The organism is Roseiarcus sp. (genome assembly GCF_052145395.1).
Taxonomy (GTDB): domain Bacteria; phylum Pseudomonadota; class Alphaproteobacteria; order Rhizobiales; family Beijerinckiaceae; genus Roseiarcus.
In genome coordinates this window covers 1-5,447 of sequence record NZ_JBKQOT010000693.1, presented here as the reverse complement: position 1 = coordinate 5,447, position 5,447 = coordinate 1, and the positions used below count along the sequence as shown (strand labels likewise).

Genomic DNA, 5,447 nt, shown 5'->3' with positions numbered 1-5,447 from the left:
GGCCAGCAGAGGCGCTTCGTGAGGCTTTCGCCAATTGGAAAGAGGCGCGCTGATGCCTCCCCTGCCCATCCCACGACTCATCGCCAATCGCGCGCTGGCTATCCAACAAAGCGCCAACCGATCCATGAGCGGCGTCTTCAATGTCTGGGACACACATGATCCCGAGCACCCCACGATCGTCGACCTCTATCCCGAAGGTCTCACCCCATTGCCGGAGACCCGACATGCCCAAAATCAAGATGACCTGTCCGCATTGCGGCAGCGACGACGTGACCCGCGATTGCCTCGGGCGTTGGAGCGTCGAGCGCCAGAACTGGGAAGTCTCGAGCGAACTCGACAGCATGCAGTGCGAGGCTTGCGACCGGGAGATCGGATCGGACGGCTTCGACGAGGTTCCCGTCGAGGCCAACACCCGCGACATCGGGCTCGCGATCACCAGTTTTCTGGAAGGGCGGAGATTCTCCATCCATCAGGAGAACGAAGACGGCGGAACGCTCGATCCGGTCGCCGACGCCGCAATCGAGGCGATCGACGCCTCCGATCCCGACAATCTCGTCCTGGTGGTCGACGGCGGACAGCGCTTCACCGTTCGCGTCATCGCCGGCGCCCGATGAGGAGCTTTCGGGGCGTCGTTTCCGCGGTTCTATCCGCGGACGAAGGGACGAGAATGCCCCTGAAGAGAAGGGCACGAGAACAATCAGATGAGATGAGAACTGCCAGCCGCCGTCCCGTCGCGCAAGGGTCGGGCCAGGCGCTTCGCGCCCTTGCCCGTCGCGCCGGCGGCCGGGCGGGGAATTGGGGTCTTCGGAACAGTCCGACGACAGCAAGGGAAGATCCCGATGGAACCCATCCTCGAATTGCACGTGTCGGGCCTTAAGCGAAGGCGAAACGCCGACCTTCCGGATTGAACCCGTCGGACCGAACGCGGGAGAGCCGGCGTTCTTGAGCGCGGCCGACGTCTCGACCTTGTCGCAAGTCCTCGACCGCGCATCGAAAAAGTCGTCGCCAAATTGGCATGAAGTCCGGCAGGCGCTGCTGAGCGCCTTCTGCGAGCCCAAGAACAAGCGCGGTTAAGCCGCGCTTCGTCCTTCCAAACCTCCCCCCTTTTCAACTTACGCCCGTGCGGATGACGGGCCCTTCAAGCGCCATGCGCGCTTCAGGGCTTTGCGTCCGCACGCGCATTTTTTCGGAAAGCGCGCATCCCATGAAGCACGACCAGTTCACCCTGCCCTTCCTCGACACCACGAGCCTCAGCGGAGGCATGGGCCTTTACGGAGGCTTCCCCGCTCCGACGTTGCCTTCCCTTCCGCCGATGAACCTCGAGCCGGAAGAGGCTGAAGTCGTCGACGCTCCCGAACCCGCAACACTGGTCGTCCCGGCAAAGGATTACCGCCTTGCCGGCGACCGCCGTCTCGCCCACGGCTGGAAGGCGCGCGCTCAAGACAATCTGGCCGCCATCCGGCTCATGACCGCGATCGAGGCCGAAGCCCGTCACGCCCGGCCTGACGAGCAGGAGCAACTGGCGAGATTCACGGGGTTCGGCGCAGCGGACCTCGCCGACAAGCTCTTTCGCCGCGCCGGCGAAGGCTTTGCCCCTCAATGGGAGGATCTCGGCCTCGAGCTCGAAGAGCTCGTTTCGCGCGAGGATCTCGCGAACCTCAAGCGGGCGACGCAATACGCGCATTACACGCCGGAGTTCATGGTCCGCGCCATCTGGCGGGCGCTGCGCAGGATGGGGTTCGACGGCGGCCGCGTTCTGGAGCCGGGGTGCGGAACGGGCCTCTTCTTCGCCTTCGCGCCGGAGCCCTTGACGGCCAAGCTCGCGCTGACCGGCGTCGAGATGGACGCGACGACCGCCCGGATCGCCAAGCTCCTCTACCCGAACGCCCGCATCCGGCACGAGGATTTCACCAAGGCGCGTCTCCCCGACGTTTTCGACCTTGCGATCGGCAATCCGCCGTTCTCGGACCGCACCGTGCGCGCCGACGATCCAGCCGGCGAACTCCGCCTTTCCCTGCACGACTATTTCATCGCGCGCTCGATCGAGCGGCTGAGGCCTGGAGGCCTCGCCGCCTTCGTCACCTCGCGCTGGACCATGGACAAGGTCGACCGGCAAGCCCGCGAGCATATCGCGTCCATGGCCGACCTGATCGGCGCGGTCCGCATGGCCGAAGGCGCAATGTACGCCACGGCCGGAACGGACGTCGTAGTCGACATCCTCTTCCTGCAGAAGCGGGATGCGGGAGCCGCACCAGGCGGCGCGGCGTGGGACGGCCTCGCCGAAGCCGTGCCGGCCGAAGACGGCGAAGCGGCGCTCTCGATCAACCGGTACTTCGTCGATCACCCCGAAATGGTCCTTGGGGACCACGCCCGCACGTCCAGCGCCTACGGTCCGGTCTATACATGCCGCCCGGTCGTTGCGACCGCCGACGCGCTCGCCGACCGGCGCCAGCAGGGTTGTGTCCCCCCTGGTGGTGTAGCTCGGCGGGAGCATGCCGCTCGCGAAGCGCGCTTTTCATAGCGCCGTAGCGAGCGAGCGGCTTGCGGTGGTCATCGGCGATTCGCCGGTAGGATCGGGTTGCGACACGCCAACGCAACCGAGGAGCCACCGATGACCGACGAGATGATGAGCCTTCGCGCGCTCGTGGAAAAGCCCCCGACGCCGACGTTTTGCGCTTACCGGCGCCTCGAGGGAGTCCTGGAGCGCGAGAAAGCGGCTGTAGGCGCATTTCTCACGCTTGGCCGAGACATGCTGGACCCGGGGAAAAGCACTCGCATCCACCGGGACGTCCAAACACGATTCACCCTTATTGTGTAACTTCGAGTCTCACTCGCGCGATGCCCGCTTGGCGCATGCCGAGCGCGTCGGCGGCGACGGTTGAGACATCGATTATTCGGCCAGTGGCGTATGGCCCTCGATCGACGATCGTTACGACCACGTTGCGGCCATTGTCGAGATTGTAGACTCGCACGCGCGTTCCAAACGGCAGCGTGAGATGCGCGGCGATCAAGCCGCCATGATTAGGATTGTGATAGTAGGTCGCAACGCCGAATTCATCCGCCAAGGCGCCCGAAAACGTGAGGGCGACTCCGAACGCCGCAAGTACAAATTGCTTCATCGACGTCTCCTCCCGCGAGACCTCCCAAAGATGGAGCCGTGTTTTTCAGGCTCGGGGGATGCATCATCGCGAGGCGTATTGAGACGCCATAAGTCGGCATAGACTAGAATCGGAATCTACTCAGCGGCGCTCCTGGTCGGCCAAAGCCTGACTCGGGCAGTTCGCTTAGCGATGATTTTGTTCTTTACGCTGGGCGGCCGTGAGTCGCAGCGCATTCTGAAATCACGTTGGTCGCTGGGCCGGCTCGAGGCGCTGCGCGCCGGCCCATCGGGTCGCGGCGACGCTGAGTATATTCCGACGCTATCGCCGTCCGACCACAGCGCTAGACCTGCATCCCGATTGGATGCATATGACCAACCCTCGCGAGCATGGAGTTTCGAGCCGCGTCCGCCGTTCCGGTCGCTGGCGCAAGATTCGAAATTCAGCGCGCCCGCGTTCGAGCGCCGCTCTTGTCGCAGCTGTCGCCATTCTCCTGGCCGGAGCGCTCCTGCTCGCAGGCGGTTTAGCGTGGGCGCGTGGCGGGAGGAGTGAATGGGCGCCATCGGATACGGCGGCGCCCGACGCCGCGGCGACCACCGCCGTCGATGTTCAGACAGACGAAAAACCGAAAGAGACCAGTGCTGACGGCCTCGCGGTGTGCGTGCGCCTGTGCGATGGATTCTTCTTTCCGAGCGCCACAAGGTCGGGCGGCGACGAGGCTTGCGCGGCCCAGTGTCCGGACGCGCCCACCGCGCGCTACACGGAGCCGGCCGGCTCGGACAGGATCGAGGACGCGGTTTCAACCCACGGCGCGCTCTACGCCGCTCTGCCGGTGGCCAACCGTTATCGAACTACGCTCGACGACACCTGCCGCTGTCACCGCTCGCTCACTCGCGACTATTCGGCGTCATTGCTGAACGACTCCACGTTGCGAAAGGGCGATGTGGTGATGACGCCGAAAGGCTTCATGGTGTTTCAGGGCGGCAAGACTCGTTCGATCACGTCCTCGGACTTCGTCGCCTTGTCGCAAGCGCGCTCTTTGCCCAAAGATTTGCGCGCGGCCCTGGTCGACATGGAGCGCGCGGGCGCGTCGCAACGACAAGTCGGCGCCGACTCGTCGCCGAGGGAATCTGCGCGTCGGAGCGAAGCGTTGCCCCCATTGGCGACAGCCGTATCTGCGAAATAGCGCGCCGGTCGGGCGTTGGGCCCCTGGCCGACTTACGGACCTGCTCAATTGGCGGCGCTGCCCAGTAGGTGTTTTCCACGCCTATCCGGCGGCTCCAGTGCCGATATTGTGCATCTCGCTTTCAGCGCAAAGCAGGCAAGTCATGTTGATGCACAATCTCGCCTGGCACAGCGGAGCCGGGCTGTTTCTTTTGTTGTTCGCTGCGAATGCAGCGCTCGCCGAGCGGGAGTCCGACGGACGGGCTGTGGGGTTGGGCGAGCATGTGGCGGACGCAGCGTGCGCCGCAAGCGCCGTCGCCGTTCAATCGACAATATGCCGGGACGGCCAGCTGCTATGGCGGCTTTGTGAGAAGGGATTTCGCTCGGAGCATCTCCCCAATGCGGGGGTCTACGCGTGCTTTCTTCGTTCGCTCTAGCGGTCTTCGGCGCGCCGCCGAAGCTCGCGATCAGGACGCGCCTCAGCCTGTCGCCACCGTCCGCTGCGCCGGGGCTTCGGCTTCCGCCATCGCCGACGCAACGACCTTGTCGAATAGGTAGAGTCCGACCCTTCCCTGCGGGACCGAAGGCGTTATCGTGAGTGTCGCCTTCGGCGAGAACAGGGACTATTCGTCATGCGCGCAATCATTGCTCTGATCGTGATCGTCTATCTTGTCGGCATTGGCGTCGTGCTTGCGCCGACAATTCAGGCCAAGTGGAATAGCGCTCCGGCGTCTGACCTCGCCGCAAGCGGGTGGCAGGCTCTGCCCAATGCGCTCGCGTGGCCAGTGAGCGCTTACCACAGCGTCGCCGGCCGTTGACGACCCTGTCTGACGGGCGCGGCGCGCGGGTCCTGATCACAAGCAACTCGCGCGAGAAGCGGGCCGTCAGGGCAAGACCGACCGCGAAGTGCCCCAGCGGCTGTCACGTTTCCTGGATCCAGACCAGTCGGCGATTTCGCGGCGGGTCGATCTGAGTAGATTCCGACCCTGTCGCGGCAAGCAGTTTCTGGTACATCGGCGCGCTTTGCCTCATCGGCCGAAAAGACGAGGCTCGGAAAATGTTTGAGGCCATTCTCGAACGCCGCAATGCTTTCGGGCTCCTATCCGAGGACATTCACCCGGAGACCGGAGAGCTTTGGGGCAATTTCCCGCAAGCGTATTCGATGGCGGGGATCATCAACACGGC

General features: G+C 64.4%; 6 protein-coding genes and 1 pseudogene. 6 read left to right on the top strand and 1 reads right to left on the bottom strand.

The window, feature by feature from the left end:
• Window positions 1-224: 224 nt before the first annotated feature.
• The 3 genes from ACLP25_RS23780 (at window position 225) to ACLP25_RS23770 (ending at window position 2,818) form a co-directional block, all read left to right on the top strand.
• The gene (locus ACLP25_RS23780; protein WP_442471601.1) at window positions 225-614 is read left to right on the top strand and encodes a hypothetical protein; all 390 of its coding nucleotides are present in this window, start codon (window positions 225-227) and stop codon (window positions 612-614) included.
• A gap of 590 nt (window positions 615-1,204) precedes the next feature.
• A complete protein-coding gene (locus tag ACLP25_RS23775) occupies window positions 1,205-2,521 on the top strand; it encodes an N-6 DNA methylase (RefSeq protein WP_442471600.1) in 1,317 nt (438 codons plus the stop codon).
• A gap of 90 nt (window positions 2,522-2,611) precedes the next feature.
• Window positions 2,612-2,818 (top strand): hypothetical protein, encoded by a 207-nt coding sequence (locus ACLP25_RS23770; RefSeq protein WP_442471599.1) that lies wholly within the window; start codon window positions 2,612-2,614, stop codon window positions 2,816-2,818.
• Here ACLP25_RS23770 and ACLP25_RS23765 read toward each other — a convergent pair.
• Window positions 2,808-3,119 carry a septal ring lytic transglycosylase RlpA family protein gene (locus ACLP25_RS23765; RefSeq protein ID WP_442471598.1) on the bottom strand — a complete coding sequence of 104 codons (312 nt, stop codon included), beginning with the start codon at window positions 3,117-3,119 and terminating at the stop codon, window positions 2,808-2,810. The two genes, ACLP25_RS23770 and ACLP25_RS23765, sit on opposite strands and share 11 nt — an antisense overlap.
• A 349-nt stretch (window positions 3,120-3,468) precedes the next feature.
• Here ACLP25_RS23765 and ACLP25_RS23760 point away from each other — a divergent pair, with 349 nt between their 5' ends.
• The 3 genes and pseudogenes from ACLP25_RS23760 to ACLP25_RS23750 all read left to right on the top strand — a co-directional run.
• Window positions 3,469-4,284 (top strand): DUF2865 domain-containing protein, encoded by an 816-nt coding sequence (locus ACLP25_RS23760; protein WP_442471597.1) that lies wholly within the window; start codon window positions 3,469-3,471, stop codon window positions 4,282-4,284.
• Window positions 4,285-4,894: 610 nt separating this feature from the next.
• On the top strand, window positions 4,895-5,080 hold the full coding sequence (locus ACLP25_RS23755; protein ID WP_442471596.1) for a hypothetical protein: 186 nt from the start codon (window positions 4,895-4,897) through the stop codon (window positions 5,078-5,080).
• A 182-nt stretch (window positions 5,081-5,262) separates the two neighbouring features.
• Window positions 5,263-5,447 (top strand): annotated as a pseudogene (locus ACLP25_RS23750) (glycoside hydrolase family 15 protein); the annotation flags it as partial.

Coding starts and splice junctions, on each gene's coding strand:
- ACLP25_RS23780 (WP_442471601.1), top strand. CDS start 225: ATGCCCAAAATCAAGATGACCTGTCCGCATTGCGGCAGCGACGACGTG.
- ACLP25_RS23775 (WP_442471600.1), top strand. CDS start 1,205: ATGAAGCACGACCAGTTCACCCTGCCCTTCCTCGACACCACGAGCCTC.
- ACLP25_RS23770 (WP_442471599.1), top strand. CDS start 2,612: ATGACCGACGAGATGATGAGCCTTCGCGCGCTCGTGGAAAAGCCCCCG.
- ACLP25_RS23765 (WP_442471598.1), bottom strand. CDS start 3,119: ATGAAGCAATTTGTACTTGCGGCGTTCGGAGTCGCCCTCACGTTTTCG.
- ACLP25_RS23760 (WP_442471597.1), top strand. CDS start 3,469: ATGACCAACCCTCGCGAGCATGGAGTTTCGAGCCGCGTCCGCCGTTCC.
- ACLP25_RS23755 (WP_442471596.1), top strand. CDS start 4,895: ATGCGCGCAATCATTGCTCTGATCGTGATCGTCTATCTTGTCGGCATT.